Below are 20,099 nucleotides of genomic sequence, written 5' to 3'. Positions count from 1 at the left end.
CACACCAGCAAGATTGAAGCAGAGGAAGCCGTTGCAAGCGCGGGACCCACATGCAAACGTATTTTTCGTCGGCCTTATGGGAGCGGGTAAGACCACCGTGGGCCGTGCGGTCGCGCGTCGTCTCGACAGGACGTTCTTCGACTCCGACCATGAAATCGAGGCCCGCACGGGCGCGCGCATTCCGGTGATCTTCGAGCTGGAAGGCGAGGCCGGGTTTCGCGATCGCGAAACGCAGGTGATCACCGATCTCACGCAGCGCGAGAACATCGTGCTCGCGACGGGCGGCGGCGCGGTGCTGCGCCCGGAAAATCGCGACTGCCTGAAAAGCAGCGGCATCGTCGTCTATCTGCGCGCCAATCCGCACGATCTGTGGCTGCGCACGCGCAAGGACAAGAACCGCCCGCTGCTGCAGACCGAAGATCCGAAGGGGCGTCTCGAAGCGCTGTACGAAGTGCGCGATCCGCTGTACCGCGAATGCGCGGATTTCGTCATCGAGACCGGCCGTCCGTCGGTCAACGGTCTCGTCAACATGGTGCTGATGCAACTCGAACTGGCGGGCGTCATCGCCAAGCCGCTACAAGCATGATTACTGTCAACGTCGATCTGGGCGACCGCGCCTATCCGATTCACATTGGTGCCGACCTGATCGGCCGCACCGAGCTGTTCGCGCCTCACATCAAGGGTTCGTCCGTCACGATCGTCACCAACACGACGGTCGATCCGCTCTACGGCGACGCGCTGCGCGCGGCGCTCGCGCCGCTCGGCAAGCGCGTGTCGACGGTCGTGCTGCCGGACGGCGAGGCGTACAAGAACTGGGAAACGCTGAACCTGATCTTCGACGGCCTGCTGACCGAACGCGCGGATCGCAAGACGACGCTCGTCGCGCTCGGCGGCGGCGTGATCGGCGACATGACGGGCTTTGCCGCTGCGTGCTACATGCGCGGCGTGCCGTTCATCCAGGTGCCGACGACGCTGCTGTCGCAAGTCGATTCGTCGGTCGGCGGCAAGACGGGCATCAATCACCCGCTCGGCAAGAACATGATCGGCGCGTTCTACCAGCCGCAAGCCGTGATCGCGGACATCGGCGCGCTGTCGACGCTGCCCGATCGCGAACTGGCGGCCGGCGTCGCCGAAGTCATCAAGACGGGCGCGATCGCAGATGCCGAGTTCTTCGACTGGATCGAGGCGAACGTCGATGCGCTGAACCGTCGCGAGCCGGCGGCGCTCGCGCACGCGGTGAAGCGTTCGTGCGAGATCAAGGCGAGCGTCGTCGCGGCCGACGAGCGTGAAGGCGGCCTGCGCGCAATCCTGAATTTCGGCCACACGTTCGGCCACGCGATCGAGGCCGGGCTCGGCTACGGAGAGTGGCTGCACGGCGAGGCGGTCGGCTGCGGGATGGTGATGGCGGGCGACCTGTCGGCACGGCTCGGCCTGCTCGACGAAGCGTCGCGGCAGCGCCTCGACGCGGTGATTGCGGCCGCGCATCTGCCGACCCGCGGGCCCGCGCTCGGAGACGCACGCTACATGGACCTGATGCGTGTCGACAAGAAGGCCGAGGCCGGCGCGATCAAGTTCATCCTGCTGAAGCGATTCGGCGATACGCTGATCACCGAGGCGCCGGACGAAGCCGTGTTCGCTACACTGGCGCAGACGACCCGCTAACGATGGCCCGGATGCCCCGGCGCCCCTGACATGGAGGAGACGTGAGCGAGACATCCAGCAGCACACTGCCCGAAGCCAGCCGCGCATCCGCCGCGCCGGTGGCCGAGCCGCCGACGCTGGCGGCGCTGGAAGCCCATCTCGCTCCGTATGCCGCCCACGCGTCGCAGTCGCGTGGGCGCCGCCATCCGGAAACCCCGCCGGCGGCGCGCACCGAATTCCAGCGCGACCGCGACCGCATCGTCCATTCGACCGCGTTCCGCCGGCTCGAATACAAGACGCAGGTCTTCGTCAATCACGAAGGCGACCTGTTCCGCACCCGCCTCACGCACAGCCTCGAAGTCGCGCAGATCGCACGCTCGGTCGCACGCAACCTGCGCCTGAACGAGGATCTCGTCGAGGCGATCTCGCTCGCGCACGATCTCGGCCATACGCCGTTCGGCCATGCCGGGCAGGACGCGCTGAATGCGTGCATGCGCGACCACGGCGGCTTCGAGCACAACCTGCAGAGCCTCGCGGTCGTCGACGAGCTCGAGGAGCACTACGGCGCATTCAACGGGCTGAACCTGTGCTTCGAGACGCGCGAAGGCATCCTGAAACATTGCTCGCGCGAGAACGCGCGCAAGCTCGGCGCGCTCGGCGAGCGTTTCCTGCACGGCCGCCAGCCGTCGCTCGAAGCGCAGCTCGCGAACATCGCCGATGAAATCGCCTACAACAACCACGATGTCGACGACGGCCTGCGTTCCGGCCTGATCACGATCGAGCAGCTCGCGGAAGTCGAGCTGTGGCAGCGCCACTACGAAGCGGCGCTCGCCGAATTCCCGCACCTCGAAGGCCGTCGGCTCGTGCACGAGACGGTGCGCCGCATCATCAACACGCTGATCGTCGACCTGATCGACGAAACCACGCGCAACCTCGTGCGCGTCGCGCCTGCGTCGCTCGACGACGTGCGCGCCGCACCGCCGCTCGTGTCGCACAGCGCGACGGTCGCCGCGCAGGCGGCCGCGCTCAAGCGTTTCCTCTTCAAGAACCTGTATCGCCACTACAAGGTGATGCGCATGGCGAGCAAGGCGCAACGCGTCGTCACGGGGCTGTTCGACGCGTTCATCGACGATCCGCGCCTGCTGCCGCCGCCGTACCAGTCCGACGACACGGCACATCAGCCGCGCCTCGTCGCGCACTACATTGCCGGCATGACCGACCGCTTCGCGCTGAAGGAATATCAGCGCCTGTTCGTCATCAGCGACAACTGACTGTCACAAACGATCACTAGACTTCGCCGGTTCAATGGCGACGGGAATGTTGCACACGCTGTTGGTAACGTTTTCATAGGAGAGGTCGATGAAGAAGAAGCCTGCGGGGACACTGGTTCGTTCGATCGCGCTCGGCGGCGCGCTGATGTTCGGGGTACAGCACGTGGCGCTCGCCGCGACGGAAATTCAGTTCTGGCATGCGATGGAGGCCGCGCTCGGCGAGCGGGTCAATGCGATCGCCGACCAGTTCAACGCGTCGCAAAGCGACTACAAGATCGTGCCGGTCTTCAAGGGCACCTACGACCAGGCGCTCGCGGCCGGCATCGCCGCGTATCGCAGCGGCAACGCGCCGGCGATCCTCCAGGTCTACGAGGTCGGCACGGCCACGATGATGCAGGCGAAGAAGGCCGTCGTGCCGGTCTACGACGTGTTCAAGCAGGCCGGCGTGCCGCTCGACGAAAAGGCGTTCGTGCCGACCATCGCGAGCTACTACAGCGACGCGAAGACGGGCCATCTCGTGTCGATGCCGTTCAACAGCTCGACGCCGGTGCTGTACTACAACAAGGACGCGTTCAAGAAGGCCGGCCTCGACCCGAACCAGCCGCCGAAGACGTGGGCCGATGTGAAGGCCGATGCCGAGAAGCTGCGCAAGTCGGGGATGGCGTGCGGCTTCACGACCGGCTGGCAGGGCTGGATCCAGCTCGAGAACTACAGCGCGTGGCACGGGCTGCCGTTCGCGACCCGCAACAATGGCTTCGACGGCACCGACGCCGTCCTCGAATTCAACAAGCCGCAGCAGGTCGAGCACGTGTCGTTCCTGCAGCAGATGGCGAAGGACGGCACGTTCACGTACGCGGGCCGCAAGGATGAAGCGTCGGCGAAGTTCTACAGCGGCGACTGCGGGATCCTGACGACGTCGTCGGGCGCGCTCGCGAACGTGCAGAAGTTCGCGAAGTTCAGCTACGGCACCGGCATGCTGCCGTACGACGCGAACGTGAAGGGCGCACCGCAGAACGCGATCATCGGCGGCGCGAGCCTGTGGGTGCTGGCCGGCAAGGATCCGGCGACCTACAAGGGTGTCGCGAAATTCCTCGCGTACCTCGCAACGCCCGCCGTCGCCGCGAAGTGGCACCAGGACACGGGCTACCTGCCGGTCACGACCGCCGCCTACGACCTCACGCGCCAGCAGGGCTTCTACGCGAAGAACCCGAGCGCCGAAACCGCGATCAAGCAGATGCTGAACAAGCCGCCGCTGCCGTACACGAAGGGGCTGCGCCTGGGCAACATGCCGCAGATCCGCACGATCGTCGACGAGGAGTTCGAACAGGTCTGGGCGCAGAAGAAGTCGCCGAAGGATGCGCTCGATTCGGCCGCGTCGCGTGGCGACGAGCTGCTGCGCCGCTTCGAGAAGTCGGGCGGCTGAGCACGCATCGCTTCGTGCTGCCGGCGGCATCGCGCGCGAGCGCATGCCGGCCGGCGGCGCGGCTTCCTTTCCGCTTCGCCTGACCGGATATCCGCGATGCAATCCCGTTCCCGTTTCGGTACGAGCCTGGTGCCGTACCTGCTGATCGCGCCGCAGCTCGCGATCACGGCCGTGTTCTTCCTGTGGCCGGCCGGCGTCGCGCTGTGGCAATCGACGCAGATGCAGGACGCGTTCGGCACGTCGAGCGAATTCGTCGGCTTCGCGAACTTCACGCACCTGTTCGCCGATCCGCTGTATCTCGACTCATTTCGCACGACGCTCGTGTTCAGCGGGCTCGTCACGGTGAGCGGGCTCGTCGTGTCGCTGCTGCTCGCCGCGTGCGCCGATCGCGTGATTCGCGGCGCACGCGTGTACCGCACGCTGCTGATCTGGCCGTACGCGGTCGCGCCGACGATCGCGGCCGTGCTGTGGGCGTTCCTGTTCAACCCGAGCATCGGCCTGATCACCTATGCGCTCGCGAAGGGCGGCATCGTCTGGAACCATGCGCTGAACGGCGAGCAGGCGATGTTCCTCGTCGTGCTCGCGTCGGTGTGGAAGCAGGTGAGCTACAACTTCCTGTTCTTCTACGCGGGCCTGCAGGCGATCCCGCGCTCGCTGATCGAGGCGGCGGCGATCGACGGCGCCGGGCCGGTGCGGCGCTTCTTCCACATCGTGCTGCCGCTGCTGTCGCCGACGAGTTTCTTCCTGCTGGTCGTGAACCTCGTCTACGCGTTCTTCGACACCTTCCCGGTGATCGACGCGGCCACCGGCGGCGGCCCGGCGCAGAGCACCAAGACGCTGATCTACAAGATCTTCGCGGAAGGCTTCCAGGGGCTCGACATCGGCAGCTCGGGCGCGCAGTCGGTCGTGCTGATGATCATCGTCGTCGGGCTCACGGTGATCCAGTTCCGCTTCGTCGAACGCAGGGTGCAATACGCATGATCGAAAATCGCAAGGGCTTCGACCTGTTCTGCCATGCGGTGCTGATCGCGGGCGTCGTGCTGATCGTGTTCCCCGTCTACGTCGCGTTCTGCGCGGCGACGATGAACGCGCAGGAAGTGTTCACGGTGCCGCTGTCGCTCGTGCCGAGCTCGCACCTGTTCGAGAACGTCGCGCATATCTGGTCGCACGGCAGCGGCGGCACGACGGCGCCGTTCGGCCGCCTGCTCGTGAACAGCTTCGCGATGGCGCTCGGCATCGCGGTCGGCAAGATCGCGGTGTCGATCCTGTCCGCGTACGCGATCGTCTATTTCCGCTTTCCGTTTCGCAACACGGCGTTCTGGCTGATCTTCGTCACGCTGATGCTGCCGGTGGAAGTGCGGATCTTTCCGACCGTGCAGGTGGTGTCGACGCTGCACCTGACGAACACGTACGGCGGGCTCACGATGCCGCTGATCGCGTCGGCGACCGCGACGTTCCTGTTCCGCCAGTTCTTCATGACGCTGCCCGACGAGCTGATGGACGCCGCGCGCATCGACGGCGCGGGGCCGCTGCGCTTCTTCTGGGACGTCGTGCTGCCGCTGTCGAAGACGAGCATCGCGGCGCTGTTCGTGATCACGTTCATCTACGGCTGGAACCAGTATCTGTGGCCGATCCTGATCACGACGGAGGCGTCGCTGTCGACAGCGGTGGTGGGCATCAAGACGATGATCGCGAGCGGCGACGCCGCGACCGAATGGCAATACGTGATGGCGGCGACGCTGCTGGCGATGATTCCGCCGCTCGTCGTCGTGCTGGCGATGCAGCGCTGGTTCGTGCGCGGCCTCGTCGATTCCGAGAAATGAACCACGGACGTAACCGGGAGAAGGACCAGGTATGGCTGCGCTGAGCTTGAAGGGCGTCAGGAAATCCTACGACGGCAAGCAGCACGTGCTGCACGGCATCGACGTGGGGATCGCGGACGGCGAATTCATCGTGCTGGTCGGCCCGTCGGGCTGCGGCAAGTCGACGTTGCTGCGGATGATCGCGGGGCTCGAGTCCGTGACGGACGGCGAGATCGCGATCGGCGAGCGCGTCGTCAATACGCTTGAGCCGAAGGATCGCGACATCGCGATGGTGTTCCAGAACTATGCGCTGTACCCGCACATGACGGTCGCGCAGAACATGGGCTACGGGCTGAAGATCCGCGGGATCGAGCGCGCGACGATCGATTCGCGGGTGGCCGCGGCCGCGAAGATCCTCGAACTGGAGCCGCTGCTCGCGCGGCGGCCGCGCGAGCTGTCGGGCGGCCAGCGGCAGCGCGTCGCGATGGGGCGCGCGATCGTGCGCGAGCCGTCGGTGTTCCTGTTCGACGAGCCGTTGTCGAACCTCGACGCGAAGCTGCGCGTGCAGATGCGGCTCGAGATCCAGCGGCTGCATGCGCGGCTCGCGACGACGAGCGTCTACGTGACGCACGACCAGATCGAGGCGATGACGCTCGCGCAGCGCGTGATCGTGATGAACCGCGGCTACGCGGAGCAGATCGGCGCGCCGGTCGACGTGTACGAGAAGCCGGCGACGGTGTTCGTCGCGGGCTTCATCGGCTCGCCGGCGATGAACCTGATGCACGGCCGGCTGTCGGAAGACGGCGCGACGTTCACGGTCGCGGGCGGCGGCCCTGCGCTGCCGGTCGCCGGCGCGCCCGGCATCGGCACGGCGATCGCCGCCGGGCGCGACTGGGTGCTCGGCGTGCGTCCCGAACACATGACGCCGCAGCCGGGCGTCGCGCAGGCGACGCTGCCGGTCGACTCGTGCGAGCTGCTCGGCGCGGACAACCTTGCGCACGGCCGCTGGGGCAATCACGACGTCGCGGTGCGCCTGCCGCACGCGGACCGTCCTGCGCGCGGCACGGCGCTGGCGGCCGCGCTGCCCGCACACCGGCTGCATTTCTTCGATCCCGAAACCGGCAAGCGTGCCGGCTGACCCCGTTGTACTTGCCGAGAGACCGACGATGACCTTCCGCACCGACTGGCCCTATCCGCGCGTCGTCGCCCATCGCGGCGGCGGCACGCTCGCGCCGGAGAACACGCTGGCCGCGCTCGACGAGGGCGCGCGGCGCGGGCACCGGATGGTCGAGTTCGACGCGAAGCTGTCGGCCGACGACGTGACGTTCCTGCTGCACGACGACACGGTCGACCGGACCTCGAACGGCACGGGTGCGGCGGCGGGCATGCGTTATGCGGCGCTGGCGGCGCTCGATGCGGGCGCGTGGCGCGACGCACGTTTCGCGGGCGAGCGGATGCCGACGCTCGAGGCCGCGGCGGCGCGCTGCATCGCGCACGGGCTGGCCGCGAACGTCGAGATCAAGCCGTGCCCGGGGCGCGAACGCGAGACCGGGCAGCGCGTCGCGGCCGACGCGGCCGCGTACTGGCGCGATGCCGCGGTGCCGCCGCTGCTGTCGTCGTTCTCGTTCGATGCACTGCAGCAGGCGCACGCGACCGTGCCGGCGCTGCCGCGCGGGATGCTCTACGAAGCCGTGCCGGACGACTGGCATGCCCAGGTCGTCGATGCGCTCGACTGCGTATCGTTGCATGCAGACCACAAAAAGCTCGACGAACCGCTCGTGCGCGCGATCAAGGCGGCCGGTCTGCGCATCCTGGCTTACACGGTGAACGACCTCGAACGGGCGCGCGAACTCGCACGCTGGGGCGTCGATTCGGTCTGCACGGACCGCATCGACCTGATCGCGCCCGATGCGCTGGACGACATCGCCATCGTCTGACGGCAGCGGTCGCTGCGGGGTCCGGTGAAACTTTTGCCCGGAACGTGCCTGACGCGAAAAAACGACGCCCCGACGGGATTCCCGCCGGGGCGTTTTGCATCGTGGAGACGTTACGCCAGGAAAAATCCGCTACAAATTGCAGCAGGATTAACCATTCCCCAAATATTCGACTACGCTTAGAAGCGGTAGCCGACGTTCAGGTACGTGACGATCGGGTTCAGCGAGATGTGGGCCTTCGACGTTTCCGTCAGCGTGCCGACCGGCGTCCGGCGGGCCGTCGTGAAGGTCGCCGTCACACTGACCGGGATGTACGAGAGCGACAGGCCTGCGAACCAGTGTTTCGTGAAGTTGTACGTGAAGCCGGCGTTGAAGACAGGCGCCCACTGGTTGCTGGTCGTGGCGCTGGTCGGGCCGCCGAGCACGCCGTTCTCGAAGCTGCCGTTCGTGATCTTCGCGCCGGTGAACCAGACATACGTCGCGCCGATGCCGACATACGGACGGAACTTCGCGTTGGCGTCGTTGAAGTGGTAGCGCAGCAATACGGCGGGGCTCCACTGGTACGCACGGCCGAGTACGCCGAATCTTTCGAACTGACCCTTGCCGGTAATGTCGAACTTCGGCGGTATCCCCATAACGAGCTCGGTGGAGATATGGTCGGTGATGAAGTAGCCCGTTGCGAGCCCAAGCGTATCGGCGTCGCTGATGCCGGCGCCGGTATTGGGAATCGACTGGTTGATGGGCGTGCCGCCTACGCCGTAGACGAACAGCGGGTCGCTGCTGTCCTGCGGCGCAAGGTGGAACCAGCCGGTGCTGACGTAGAAATCACCTGCGGATTGTGCTTGTGCCGTACCGCCCGCAAACGTGAATGCGAGCGCTGCAGCCCCCGTAATGGCCAGTTTTCGTTTCATTGTGTCTCCTCCGATCTAAAGGCGTGCTCATTATGACGACTGCGTTTAAAACCAAACAAGCTCGTAAGTTAGAGTTTTCTCCCTAGGATTCGCACGACCGTACGCATACGCGCGCCGCAGGGACAGGCATTCTACGCAGGTGCGCATTTTCGGACCTCCGGGTATTTCCTAACGCGTTCAAACGGACATTCAGCATGGCACGGTTAGCACGACTCTACGTTCCCGACCAGCCGCAGCACGTGATACTGCGCGGCCTGGATCAGCAACCCGCGTTCGTCGACGACCAGGACTACGAACTCTTCATCGATTGCCTGAAGGCCGCCGCACGCGATCATCACCTGTCGGTGCATGCCTACGTGCTGCTGCCGCGCCAGGTGCAACTCCTCGTGACACCGAGCGACGAGGCGAGCCTGCCGAAGGCGATGCAGGCCGTCGGCCGCCGCTACGTTGCGCATTTCAACCGGCGCTACTCGCGGCGCGGCACGCTGTGGGAGGGCCGCTACCGCGCGACCGTGATCGAAGGCGAGCGCTATTTCCTGCTCGCGAGCCGCGTGGTCGAGATGAGCCCCGTGCGTTCGCAGCTCGTCGCGACGCCCGAGGCCTATCGCTGGTCGAGCTACCGGCATCACGTCGGGCTCACCGTCGACAGCCTGATCACTGACCATCCGCTCTATTGGGCGCTCGGCAATACGCCGTTCGACCGCCAGCGCGCGTACAAGGAGCTGTGCGAGCAGCCGCTCGACGAACGGCAGGCCGACCAGCTGCAGCAGGCGACGCTGAAGGGCTGGGTGCTCGGCGGCGAGCATTACCGCGAGTGGGCGGCGCGGACCGCGAACCGGCGCGTGTCGCCGCTGCCGCGCGGACGCCCCAGAAAGGTGCGTGAAAACACGCCGCCGATCCAGCAGTAATGCCGGAAAGGCGGGTCAGGAGCGGCGCTGCGGGCGCCGCTTCTTTTTGCACCAAAATGATACGTCCCCAATAAAACGGCACCAGATGAATGCATGCATTTAATTAGGGTTCGATCAAGCGGTTTTTGTTGCTATTCCCTTGATTCGTCGCGTATATTCCGAATTCCGGTGGCCCGGGCGAAGCCTGCCCAACCACTGTCGGCCGTGCCGTCTCCCGTCGGGAGCGGGATCGACGGCAACAAGAAAACGGTTCAACGGCCTCCAGGCCCCCTTTACGACGGTGTCCCCATGAACGACCACCAGCAGCCGCTCGCCGCGGTGCCCGCCGCACAAGGTCTGTACGACCCGCAAAACGAACACGACGCCTGTGGCGTCGGCTTCGTCGCTCACATCAAGGGCAAGAAGAGCCACGAGATCATTCAGCAGGGTCTGAAGATCCTCGAGAACCTCGATCACCGCGGCGCAGTCGGTGCCGACCCGCTGATGGGCGACGGCGCGGGCATCCTGATCCAGATTCCGGACGCGTTCTATCGCGAGGAAATGGCGAAGCAGGGCGTGGACCTGCCGCCGGCCGGTGAATATGGGGTGGGGATGATCTTCCTGCCGAAGGAGAACGCGTCGCGTCTCGCGTGCGAGCAGGAGCTCGAGCGTACGGTGAAGGCGGAAGGCCAGGTCGTGCTCGGCTGGCGCGATGTGCCGGTCGACCACGCGATGCCGATTTCGCCGACCGTGAAGGCGAGCGAGCCGCTGATCCGCCAGATCTTCATCGGCCGCGGCAAGGACATCATGGTGACGGACGCGCTCGAGCGGAAGCTGTACGTGATCCGCAAGACGGCGAGCCACCGCATCCAGGCGCTGAAGCTCAAGCACGGCAAGGAATACTTCGTGCCGTCGATGTCGGCGCGCACCATCGTCTACAAGGGGCTGCTGCTGGCCGGCCAGGTCGGCGTGTACTACCGCGACCTGCAGGACCCGCGCGTCGTGTCGGCGCTCGCGCTCGTGCACCAGCGCTTCTCGACCAACACGTTCCCGGCATGGGAACTGGCGCACCCGTACCGGATGATCGCGCACAACGGCGAGATCAACACCGTGAAGGGCAACGTGAACTGGCTGAACGCGCGTACCGGCGCGATCGCGTCGCACGTGCTCGCCGACGATCTCCCGAAGCTGTGGCCGCTGATCTACCCGGGCCAGTCCGACACCGCATCGTTCGACAACTGTCTCGAGCTGCTGGTGATGGCCGGCTACCCGCTCGTGCACGCGGTGATGATGATGATCCCGGAGGCGTGGGAACAGCACACGCTGATGGACGAGAACCGCCGCGCGTTCTACGAATACCACGCCGCGATGATGGAGCCGTGGGACGGCCCGGCCGCGATCGCGTTCACCGACGGCCGCCAGATCGGCGCGACGCTCGACCGTAACGGCCTGCGCCCGGCGCGCTACATCGTGACCGACGACGACCTCGTCATCATGGCGTCGGAAGCCGGCACGCTGCCGATCCCCGAATCGAAGATCGTCAAGAAGTGGCGCCTGCAGCCGGGCAAGATGTTCCTGATCGACATGGAACACGGCCGCATCATCGACGACAAGGAACTGAAGGACAACCTCGCGAACGCGAAGCCGTACAAGAGCTGGATCGACGCCGTGCGCATCAAGCTCGACGAAATCGAGCCGAAGGCCGAGGAAGTCGCGGCCGGCCGTACGCAGGGCGCCGCGCTGCTCGACCGCCAGCAGGCGTTCGGCTATACGCAGGAAGACCTGAAGTTCCTGATGGCGCCGATGGCGCAGCAGGGCGAGGAAGCCGTCGGTTCGATGGGCAACGACTCGCCGCTCGCGGTGATGTCGAACAAGAACAAGACGCTCTATCACTACTTCAAGCAGCTGTTCGCGCAGGTCACGAACCCGCCGATCGACCCGATCCGTGAAAACATGGTCATGTCGCTCGTGTCGTTCATCGGCCCGAAGCCGAACCTGCTCGACACGAACAACATCAACCCGCCGATGCGTCTCGAAGTGTCGCAGCCGGTGCTCGACTTCAAGGACATCGCGAAGATCCGCGCGATCGACCAGTACACCGGCGGCAAGTTCAGCGCGTACGAACTGAACATCTGCTATCCCGTCGCCTGGGGCAAGGAAGGCATCGAGGCGCGTCTCGCGTCGCTGTGCGCGGAAGCCGTCGACGCGGTGAAGTCGGGCTACAACATGCTGATCGTGTCGGACCGCAAGACGGACGCCGAGCACGTCGCGATTCCGGCGCTGCTCGCGACGTCGGCGATCCACACGCACCTCGTCCAGCAAGGGCTGCGCACGAGCACGGGCCTCGTCGTCGAGACGGGTTCCGCGCGTGAAACGCACCACTTCGCGCTGCTCGCGGGCTACGGCGCGGAAGCCGTGCACCCGTACCTCGCGATGGAAACGCTCGCGAAGATGGCCGAGGGCCTGCCGGGCGACCTGTCGCCGGAGAAGGCCGTCTACAATTTCACGAAGGCGGTCGGCAAGGGCCTGCAGAAGGTGATGTCGAAGATGGGCATCTCGACGTACATGTCGTACACGGGCGCGCAGATCTTCGAAGCGCTCGGCCTGTCGAGCGACCTGGTCGAGAAGTACTTCAAGGGCACGGCGTCGAAGGTCGGCGGCATCGGCCTGTTCGAGGTCGCGGAAGAGGCGATCCGCCTGCACCGCGACGCGTTCGGCGACAGCCCGGTCCTGCGCGACATGCTCGACGCGGGCGGCGAGTACGCGTACCGCGTGCGCGGCGAAGACCACATGTGGACGCCGGATTCGATCGCGAAGCTGCAGCACGCGACGCGCAGCAACTCGTACCAGACGTACAAGGAATACGCGCACCTGATCAACGACCAGACCAAGCGTCACATGACGTTCCGCGGCCTGTTCGAGTTCAAGGTCGAGCCGACCCGGGCGATCCCGATCGAAAACGTCGAGCCGGCGAAGGACATCGTCAAGCGCTTCGCGACGGGCGCGATGTCGCTCGGTTCGATCAGCACCGAAGCGCACGCGACGCTCGCGGTCGCGATGAACCGGATCGGCGGCAAGTCGAACACAGGCGAAGGCGGCGAGGACGAGAAGCGCTACCGCAACGAGCTGCGCGGCATTCCGATCAAGGCGGGCGAGACGCTGAAGTCGGTGATCGGCGACGAGATCGTCAGCGACATTCCGCTGAAGGACGGCGATTCGCTGCGCTCGAAGATCAAGCAGGTCGCGTCGGGCCGCTTCGGCGTCACCGCCGAGTACCTGGCGTCGGCCGACCAGATCCAGATCAAGATGGCGCAGGGCGCGAAGCCGGGCGAAGGCGGCCAGCTGCCGGGCCACAAGGTGTCGGAATACATCGGCAAGCTGCGTTACTCGGTGCCGGGCGTCGGCCTGATCTCGCCGCCGCCGCACCACGACATCTACTCGATCGAGGATCTGGCGCAGCTGATCCACGACCTGAAGAACGTGAACCCGAGCGCGAGCATCTCCGTGAAGCTCGTGTCGGAAGTGGGTGTCGGCACGGTCGCGGCCGGTGTCGCGAAGGCGAAGGCCGATCACGTCGTGATCGCCGGCCATGACGGCGGCACGGGCGCATCGCCGCTGTCGTCGGTCAAGCACGCCGGCACGCCGTGGGAACTGGGCCTCGCCGAAACGCAGCAGACGCTGGTGCTGAACCGCCTGCGCGGCCGGATCCGCGTGCAGGCCGACGGCCAGATGAAGACGGGCCGCGACGTCGTGATCGGCGCGCTGCTCGGCGCGGACGAATTCGGCTTCGCGACGGCGCCGCTCGTCGTCGAAGGCTGCATCATGATGCGCAAGTGCCACCTGAACACGTGCCCGGTCGGCGTCGCGACGCAGGATCCGGTGCTGCGTGCGAAGTTCAAGGGCCAGCCCGAGCACGTCGTGAACTATTTCTTCTTCGTCGCCGAGGAAGTGCGCGAGATCATGGCGCAGCTCGGCATCGCGAAGTTCGACGACCTGATCGGCCGCGCCGACCTGCTCGATACGCGCAAGGGCATCGAGCACTGGAAGGCGAAGGGCCTCGACTTCTCGCGCGTGTTCTACCAGCCGGAAGAATGCGAGGACGTCGCACCGCGTCACGTCGACGTGCAGGATCACGGCCTCGAGCGCGCGCTCGACCACGTGCTGATCGAGAAGGCGAAGGCCGCGATCGAGAACGGCGAGCATGTGTCGTTCATCCAGCCGGTGCGCAACGTGAACCGGACGGTCGGCGCGATGCTGTCGGGCGTGATCGCGAAGAAGCACGGCCATGACGGCCTTGCCGACGACGCGGTGCACATCCAGCTGAAGGGCACGGCGGGCCAGAGCTTCGGCGCGTTCCTCGCGAAGGGCGTGACGCTCGACCTCGTCGGCGACGGCAACGACTACGTCGGCAAGGGCCTGTCGGGCGGCCGGATCATCATCCGCCCGACCAACGACTTCCGCGGCAAGTCCGAGGAAAACATCATCTGCGGCAACACGGTGATGTACGGCGCGATCGAAGGCGAAGCGTTCTTCCGCGGCGTCGCGGGCGAGCGCTTCTGCGTGCGCAACTCGGGCGCCACGGCGGTCGTCGAGGGCACGGGCGACCACGGTTGCGAATACATGACGGGCGGTACGGTCGTCGTGCTCGGCGAGACGGGGCGCAACTTCGCGGCCGGCATGTCGGGCGGCCTCGCGTACATCTACGATCCGGAAGGCACGTTCGCGGCGAAGTGCAACAAGTCGATGGTCGCGCTCGAGCCGGTGCTGCAGCAGGCCGAGCAGGAGCGCACGGTCGACCGCGCACTCTGGCACGCAGGCACGACGGACGAAGCGCTGCTCAAGGGGCTCGTCGAGCGTCATTTCCAGTTCACGGGTTCGCCGCGCGCGAAGTCGCTGCTGGAAAACTGGGACGCGGCGCGCCGCCAGTTCGTGAAGGTGTTCCCGCACGAATACAAGCGCGCGCTGGGCGAGATCGGTGCGAAGAAGGCGGCGAAGGAAGTGCTGGCCGCCTGAGCGACGAACGACATAGCGAATGCCGCGCGCGCATGAAGCTGCGCGCGGCTCCCCCACCCGATACACCGAACAGAAGAGCACCTTATGGGCAAGGCAACCGGTTTTCTGGAGTTCGAACGCCGCCACGAGGCGTACGAAGCACCGCTCACGCGCGTGAAGCACTACAAGGAATTCGTCGCGGCACTGACCGACGCGGACGCGAAGATCCAGGGCGCGCGCTGCATGGATTGCGGCATCCCGTTCTGCAACAACGGCTGCCCGGTCAACAACATCATTCCGGACTTCAACGATCTCGTTTACCGCCAGGACTGGCAGCAGGCGATCGAAGTCCTGCACTCGACCAACAACTTCCCGGAATTCACGGGCCGCATCTGCCCGGCGCCGTGCGAGGCGGCGTGCACGCTCGGGATCAACAACGACCCGGTCGGCATCAAGTCGATCGAGCACGCGATCATCGACAAGGCCTGGGCGGAAGGCTGGGTGAAGCCGCTGCCGGCCGAGCACAAGACGGGCAAGAAGGTCGCGATCGTCGGTTCGGGCCCCGCGGGCCTCGCCGCCGCGCAGCAGCTCGCGCGCGCGGGCCACGACGTGACGGTGTTCGAGAAGAACGACCGCATCGGCGGCCTGCTGCGTTACGGGATCCCCGACTTCAAGCTCGAGAAGTGGCTGATCGATCGCCGCATGCGCCAGATGGAAGCGGAAGGCGTGACGTTCCGCACCAGCGTGTTCATCGGCAAGGATCCGCTGCCGGAGTCGATCGGCAGCCTCGCGAAGGAAACCATCTCGCCGGACACGCTGAAGGAAGAATTCGACGCGGTCGTGATCGCGGGCGGTTCGGAAACGCCGCGCGACCTGCCGGTGCCGGGCCGCGAGCTCGCGGGCGTCCATTTCGCGATGGACTTCCTGCCGCAGCAGAACCGCGTGAACGCGGGCGACAAGCTCGTCGACCAGCTGCTCGCGAAGGGCAAGCACGTGATCGTGATCGGCGGCGGCGATACGGGTTCGGACTGCGTCGGCACGTCGAACCGTCACGGCGCGAAGCAGGTCACGCAGTTCGAGCTGCTGCCGCAGCCGCCGGAAGAGGAAAACAAGCCGCTCGTGTGGCCGTACTGGCCGATCAAGATGCGCACGTCGTCGTCGCACGACGAAGGTTGCGAACGCGACTGGGCGGTCGCGACGAAGCGCCTCGAAGGCAAGAACGGCAAGGTCGAGAAGCTGATCGCGGTGCGCGTCGAGTGGAAGGACGGCAAGATGCAGGAAGTGCCGGGTTCCGAGTTCGAGATGAAGGCCGACCTCGTGCTGCTCGCGATGGGCTTCACGCAGCCGGCGGCGCCGGTGCTCGACGCGTTCGGCGTCGCGAAGGATGCGCGCGGCAACGCACGTGCGGCGACCGAAGGCGATCGTTCGTACTACACGTCGGTCGACAAGGTGTTCGCGGCAGGCGACATGCGTCGCGGCCAGTCGCTCGTGGTGTGGGCGATCCGCGAAGGCCGCCAATGCGCGCGCTCGGTCGATGCGTACCTGATGGGCCATACGGAACTGCCGCGCTGAGCTGAATCGCGCGAGCGGGTTTCGATGGAAGCCGGGCGTCCGAGAGGGCGCCCGTTTTTTTTACGTGCACAGCCGCGCGGCGGCCGGCGCCGAGTTCACCCGGACTGTCGCGCCGGCCTCCCGCATTTTCGCGAAGCGTCGTCTAACCTGATGACATCCGGCCGCGATTTCTCGCCATCCCGTTTTCTTTCATTTTGTAATGATCCTTGAAAACTGTCATATCATGTCGCCCCTCGGGCCGCGTTCGCGGTCGCCGTACATGACCGACGCTATTTACAAGGACTCTGGATGGAAGCATTCGCGCAAGGGCTGATCGAAGCCGTCAACGGCGTGCTGTGGAACTACGTGCTGATCGCGCTGCTGCTCGGCGCGGGGGCGTGGTTCACGTTGCGGTTCCGCATGATCCAGCTGAAGGCGCTGTTCCTCAGCATGAAGCTGGTCGGCAGCAAGGGCGAGCCGGGCAGCATTTCATCGTTCCAGGCATTCGCGACCGGGCTCGCAAGCCGCGTCGGCACCGGCAACATCGCCGGCGTCGCGGTCGCGCTGACGGTCGGCGGGCCGGGCGCGATCTTTTGGATGTGGATGACCGCGCTCGTCGGGATGTCGTCCGCGTTCGTCGAAGCGACGCTCGCGCAGATCTTCAAGGTGTCGCACCCGGACGGCAGCTATCGCGGCGGCCCCGCGTACTACATCCAGACGGGCCTGCGCTCGCGCCGCTTTGGCGTGCTGTTCTCGCTGTCGCTGATCCTCGCGTTCGGCTTCGTGTTCAACGCGGTGCAGGCCAACGCGATCGCCGACGCGTTCCATACGTCGTTCGGCTGGAGCCGCGAGACGGTCGGCCTCGGCCTCGTGCTGCTGTCCGCCCCGATCATCTTCGGCGGCATCCGCCGCATCGCGGCGGTCGCACAGGTGATCGTGCCGCTGATGGCGATCGGCTACCTCGCGCTCGCGGTCTACGCGGTCGCGACGCACATCGCGCTGGTGCCGGGCGTGATCGCGCTGATCGTGAAGAGTGCGTTCGGCCTCGAGCAGGCGGCCGGCGGCCTGACCGGCTATGCGGTCAGCCAGGCGATCGCGATCGGCGTGAAGCGCGGGCTGTTCTCGAACGAAGCAGGGATGGGCAGCGCACCGAACGCGGCCGCGACCGCGAGCACGCGGCATCCGGTCACGCAGGGGCTGATCCAGATGCTCGGCGTGTTCGTCGACACGATCGTGATCTGCAGCGCGACCGCGTTCGTGATCCTGCTGTCGGGCCAGTATGAACTCGGCACCGGGATGGAAGGCGCGGCGCTCACGCAGCGCGCGATCTCGAGCCACGTCGGCGACTGGGGCGGCATCTACATGGCCGTCGCAATCTTCTTCCTCGCGTTCTCGTCGGTGATCGGCAACTACGCGTATGCGGAAGGCAACGTCGAATTCATCACGAAGCGGCGCGGCGTGCTGCCGCTGTTCCGCATCGCGGTGCTCGCGATGGTGATGTTCGGCAGCGTCGGGCAATTGCCGCTCGTGTGGGCGATGGCCGATACGAGCATGGGGCTGATGGCGATCATCAACCTGATCGCGATCCTCGCGCTCGGCAAGTATGCGCATGCCGCGTGGGCCGACTATCGCCGCCAGCGCGCGGCGGGCGTCGCCGATCCGGTGTTCACGCGCAACACGATCCCCGAACTCGCCCGCGTGCTGCCGGCCGACGTGTGGGGCGAACACGGGCCGCTGCCGCAGCGTCCGGCTACGGCTTCTGCCGACGCCGCCGACGCCGCCGGCGCGCCGCGCGGCGCAGTGCGCGAGTCATGAACGGCGACCGGCTCCGTGCGTTCGTCGCGCTGATGCCCGATGCGGCGTCGCGCGACGCGCTGCACGCGTTGCCGGTCACCCGTGGCGCGCGGCGCACGCTGCCCGCGCAACTGCACATGACGCTCGCGTTCATCGGGGCGATCGAACGCGAGCGGTGCGACGCGCTGGCCGCGCACCTGCCCGCGCTCGCGGCAGCGCATGCGCTGCCGTTGCTGCCGGTCGAGCGGATCGCGTGGTGGCCGAGCCTGCCGCGTGCGAGGCTGATCGTCGCGGAGCTGGCGGCCGATCCCGCGTGCGTCGCGCTGAATGCCGGATTGTCGGCGCTGCTGCGCGAACTGGGTGTGCCGGCCGACCGGCGGCCGTTCCGGCCGCACGTGACGCTCGCGCGGCTGCCGCACGACGCGGTCGGCCAACCCGCGCACGGCGGTGCGCCGGGGCGGCAGGTGGTGCTGCGCGTCGAAGCGCTGACGCTGTTCGAAAGTCGGCTGTCGCACGAAGGCGTGTCGCATCGGCCGATCGTGTCGGCGCCGATCGCGCTCGCCCACGGCAGCGCCGGCGCCTATCGGCAGTAACGCGCGAGCGTCAGGCCCGACAGGTCGATTTCCGGCTCGCGCCCCGTGACGAGATCCGCGACCACCTTTCCCGAACCCATCGACATCGCCCAGCCCGTCGAGCCGTGGCCGACATTGAGCCAGAGCCCGTCGATCCCGCTCGCGCCAAGCAAAGGCGGCCCGTCGGGCGTCATCGGCCGGCGGCCGACCCAGAAGCGCGCCGATGCGCGATCGGTTGCATGCGGGAACCAGTCGTCGAGCACCTTCATCAGCGTATCGAGCGCCTGCTGACGCAGCGCCGCGTGCCGGTTGCCGAGTTCCGCGGTGCCCGCGACGCGCAGCGTCGGGCCGAAGCGCGAGATCGCCGTCTTCAGCGATTCGTCCATCAGCGCGGCGCGCGGCGCTTTTTCGTCGTCGATGACCGCGAGCGTCGCCGAGTAGCCCTTCACCGGATACAGCGGCACGTCGATCCCGTACGGCCGCAGCAGGCCGGCGCTGTCGACGCCGAGCGCGACGACGATCGCGTCGGCGGCGAGCAGCGCACCGCGTTGTGCGCCATCGCCGGCTTCGCGCGAATCGACCCGCACGCCGCGCACCTTGCCGCCCGCGACATCGAGCGTGCGGATTTCGGTGCGAAAGCGGAACGTCACGCCGTGCGCTTCGCATAGCGCCCGCAGTTCGCGCGTGAAGCGGGCGCAGTCTCCGGCTTCGTCGTCGGGCAGGTAGATGCCGCCGACCGGGGCCTGCCGCGCCCAGCGCAGGCCCGGTTCGATCGCGGTGCAGCCGGCCGCGTCGAGTTCGCGAAACGTGATGCCGGCGTCGCGCAGCACCTTCAGCGCGGGCTGCACCATCTCGACGTCGAATGCGCCGCGCAGCAGCTGCAGGTAGCCGCGACTCGCGCCATAGTCGAACGGATGACGCTCGCGAAACGCATGCAGGCACGCGCGGCTGTAATACGCGATGCGCTGCATCCGCTGCTTGTTCACGCGGAACCGCTCGAATTCGCATTCGCGCAGCCAGCGCGCGATCCAGCGCCACTGCGCGGGATCGGGCGTCGGCCGGAAGATCAGCGGCGACGCGGGCTTGAACAGGTACTTGAGGATCTTGCCGGGCATGCCGGGCGCGGCCCACGGCGTCACGTAGCCGGGCGCGATCACGCCCGCGTTGCCGAGGCTTGTCGCCTGCGCGACATCGGCCTCGCGTTCGATCACGGTGACGTCGCAGCCTGCTTCGCGCAGGTGCCAGGCGGTGGTGACGCCGATCACGCCGGCGCCGAGGACGATCACGTGCATGCGATTTCCGGAACGAAGCGGTGGCTCGC

General features: G+C 66.7%; 15 protein-coding genes. 13 read left to right on the top strand and 2 right to left on the bottom strand.

What is annotated here, in order from left to right; all coding sequences use genetic code 11:
- The first annotated feature begins 31 nt into the window (after positions 1-31).
- From DIE03_RS20560 to ugpQ, 8 genes are all read left to right on the top strand, one after another.
- Complete coding sequence (locus DIE03_RS20560) at positions 32-586, top strand: shikimate kinase (RefSeq protein WP_124453493.1); 555 nt, start codon at positions 32-34, stop codon at positions 584-586.
- Positions 583-1,662, top strand: a complete 1,080-nt coding sequence (gene aroB, locus DIE03_RS20555) for a 3-dehydroquinate synthase (protein ID WP_124453464.1) — start codon at positions 583-585, stop codon at positions 1,660-1,662. The genes DIE03_RS20560 and aroB overlap by 4 nt, the downstream gene beginning before the upstream one ends.
- Before the next feature lie 41 nt (positions 1,663-1,703).
- On the top strand, positions 1,704-2,912 hold the full coding sequence (locus DIE03_RS20550) for a deoxyguanosinetriphosphate triphosphohydrolase (RefSeq protein WP_124453462.1): 1,209 nt from the start codon (positions 1,704-1,706) through the stop codon (positions 2,910-2,912).
- A gap of 88 nt (positions 2,913-3,000) precedes the next feature.
- On the top strand, positions 3,001-4,335 hold the full coding sequence (gene ugpB / locus DIE03_RS20545) for a sn-glycerol-3-phosphate ABC transporter substrate-binding protein UgpB (protein ID WP_124453460.1): 1,335 nt from the start codon (positions 3,001-3,003) through the stop codon (positions 4,333-4,335).
- 96 nt (positions 4,336-4,431) lie between these two features.
- Entirely contained in the window at positions 4,432-5,316 is an 885-nt protein-coding gene (gene ugpA / locus DIE03_RS20540; protein ID WP_124453458.1) for a sn-glycerol-3-phosphate ABC transporter permease UgpA, read from the top strand.
- Positions 5,313-6,158 carry a sn-glycerol-3-phosphate ABC transporter permease UgpE gene (gene ugpE, locus DIE03_RS20535; protein WP_124453457.1) on the top strand — a complete coding sequence of 282 codons (846 nt, stop codon included), beginning with the start codon at positions 5,313-5,315 and terminating at the stop codon, positions 6,156-6,158. The genes ugpA and ugpE overlap by 4 nt, the downstream gene beginning before the upstream one ends.
- A 31-nt stretch (positions 6,159-6,189) precedes the next feature.
- Positions 6,190-7,275: a sn-glycerol-3-phosphate import ATP-binding protein UgpC gene (locus DIE03_RS20530; RefSeq protein ID WP_124453455.1), complete on the top strand. Its 1,086-nt coding sequence runs from the start codon at positions 6,190-6,192 to the stop codon at positions 7,273-7,275.
- Positions 7,276-7,303: 28 nt separating this feature from the next.
- The gene (gene ugpQ / locus DIE03_RS20525; RefSeq protein ID WP_124453453.1) at positions 7,304-8,074 is read left to right on the top strand and encodes a glycerophosphodiester phosphodiesterase; all 771 of its coding nucleotides are present in this window, start codon (positions 7,304-7,306) and stop codon (positions 8,072-8,074) included.
- Between the two features lie 176 nt (positions 8,075-8,250).
- On the opposite strand, the gene DIE03_RS20520 is transcribed toward ugpQ, so the two are convergent.
- On the bottom strand, positions 8,251-8,982 hold the full coding sequence (locus DIE03_RS20520) for an OmpW family protein (RefSeq protein WP_124453452.1): 732 nt from the start codon (positions 8,980-8,982) through the stop codon (positions 8,251-8,253).
- Between the two features lie 194 nt (positions 8,983-9,176).
- Here DIE03_RS20520 and DIE03_RS20515 point away from each other — a divergent pair, with 194 nt between their 5' ends.
- The 5 genes from DIE03_RS20515 to thpR all read left to right on the top strand — a co-directional run bounded on the left by DIE03_RS20515 (position 9,177) and on the right by thpR (position 18,799).
- Positions 9,177-9,890: a transposase gene (locus tag DIE03_RS20515; RefSeq protein WP_034189835.1), complete on the top strand. Its 714-nt coding sequence runs from the start codon at positions 9,177-9,179 to the stop codon at positions 9,888-9,890.
- Between the two features lie 288 nt (positions 9,891-10,178).
- Entirely contained in the window at positions 10,179-14,882 is a 4,704-nt protein-coding gene (locus DIE03_RS20505; RefSeq protein ID WP_124453449.1) for a glutamate synthase-related protein, read from the top strand.
- An 84-nt stretch (positions 14,883-14,966) separates the two neighbouring features.
- Positions 14,967-16,433: a glutamate synthase subunit beta gene (locus DIE03_RS20500; protein ID WP_124453447.1), complete on the top strand. Its 1,467-nt coding sequence runs from the start codon at positions 14,967-14,969 to the stop codon at positions 16,431-16,433.
- 288 nt (positions 16,434-16,721) lie between these two features.
- The gene (locus tag DIE03_RS20495) at positions 16,722-18,227 is read left to right on the top strand and encodes a sodium:alanine symporter family protein (RefSeq protein WP_124453445.1); all 1,506 of its coding nucleotides are present in this window, start codon (positions 16,722-16,724) and stop codon (positions 18,225-18,227) included.
- On the top strand, positions 18,224-18,799 hold the full coding sequence (thpR, locus tag DIE03_RS20490; RefSeq protein ID WP_124453443.1) for an RNA 2',3'-cyclic phosphodiesterase: 576 nt from the start codon (positions 18,224-18,226) through the stop codon (positions 18,797-18,799). The genes DIE03_RS20495 and thpR overlap by 4 nt, the downstream gene beginning before the upstream one ends.
- On the opposite strand, the gene DIE03_RS20485 is transcribed toward thpR, so the two are convergent.
- Entirely contained in the window at positions 18,787-20,070 is a 1,284-nt protein-coding gene (locus DIE03_RS20485; RefSeq protein WP_124453441.1) for a D-amino acid dehydrogenase, read from the bottom strand. The two genes, thpR and DIE03_RS20485, sit on opposite strands and share 13 nt — an antisense overlap.
- Positions 20,071-20,099: the final 29 nt, after the last annotated feature.

It is taken from the genome of Burkholderia sp. Bp8992, assembly GCF_003853705.1.
Lineage (GTDB): Bacteria > Pseudomonadota > Gammaproteobacteria > Burkholderiales > Burkholderiaceae > Burkholderia.
Note: the sequence above shows the minus strand (reverse complement) of the source record. Positions and strands in the feature narration are given on the sequence as shown.